We start from the raw sequence: 1,130 nt of genomic DNA on the forward strand, positions 1-1,130 counted from the left end.
GCCCAGCAGCCGCAAAAGGGCGGCGATCAGGATCACGATCGTGCTGGCCAGAAAGATGATCGTCGCGATGCCGAACAGCACGCCTCCCAGAATCCAGACCCCGTCCCGCTCCAAGGCGCCCAGAGCGATGATGGCGATGGCTGCGGCAGGCAAGAGATTGCCCAGGGGGATCGGCAGGATCAGGACAACGGACAGAACCAGGCAGACGCTTCCCAGGACCCTCATTGCCGCTGGAGAGCTCAAAAGGGGCAATCGTGGGCGCAGCAGGCGCTCGATCCGGTTCAGATACGGCATGGCGCGGGTGACCACGCTGCGAAACTGGGCGATGTCGAAAGACCGTCCGGCCAGGAACTGTGGCAGCCAAGGCATCTGGCCGCGCATCATCTGCCAGGACAGGTAGAGCATTGGCAGGCCCAGCACGGCCGAAGTGCCCGGCGGGTTGGGGATCACGTTGAAGATCGCCAGGATCAGCAGTAGCCCGACCAGTCCGCGATCACCCAAGGCTGACAGTATTTGTGCAACGGAAATGCGCGGCTCGGTCCATTCCTCGGCCAGACGGATCAGCGCCCGACTGAGGGTCGGGCGCGGTCTGACGAGCGAAGTGTCAAGGTATTCCATTCAGGTCCTCGGCCCATAGGACCGCATGCGGATTTGAGATGGCAGCACCCGCAAGGATGCGCGTGCTGCCATTGTCTCCTATTCCTCGCCGCTATCGTCGAAGCCCGCGCCGGCGCCTTCGTCAAAGCCGGCGTCTTCCTCGGGCATGAATTCGCCGGCCGCCGCCTCGGCGGCCTCGGCCGGGCCGGCAAGCATGCCGCCGATGGCATTGCCCAGCAGCACGCCGCCCGCGACGCCCATGGCGGTCTGCGCCGCGCCTGCCATGAAGCCGCCGCCCGCCGGACGGCCGCTGTTCCAGGGGCTGGCACCGTGGCCGTGCTGCGGATGGTGGCCATAAGCCTGCGCCGGGGGCGGGGCCATGGGCCGCGCGGGCTGCGGCTGCCCGCCGCCGAACAGCCGCCCGAACAGGCCGCCGCCCTGCTGCCGGGGCTGGCCTTGCATCTGCTCGATCTGCTGCTGGGCGGCGTTCAGCGCCTGTTCCTGAACGATCACGGTTTGCGCCAGGTAGTAGG

Annotated in this window: 2 protein-coding genes; both read right to left on the reverse strand. The window is 67.3% G+C overall.

The features are described from left to right. A partial coding sequence (locus OU682_RS24040; RefSeq protein ID WP_268944691.1) for an exopolysaccharide biosynthesis protein occupies positions 1-618 on the reverse strand: 618 nt, incomplete at its 3' end. A 78-nt stretch (positions 619-696) separates the two neighbouring features. Continuing rightward, positions 697-1,130, reverse strand: a 434-nt coding sequence (locus tag OU682_RS24045; RefSeq protein WP_268944692.1) for a DUF2076 family protein, incomplete at its 5' end; no start/stop codon positions are given.

The sequence above is a fragment of the Paracoccus benzoatiresistens genome, assembly GCF_026913015.1.
In the GTDB taxonomy this organism is placed as follows: Bacteria; Pseudomonadota; Alphaproteobacteria; order Rhodobacterales; family Rhodobacteraceae; genus Paracoccus; species Paracoccus benzoatiresistens.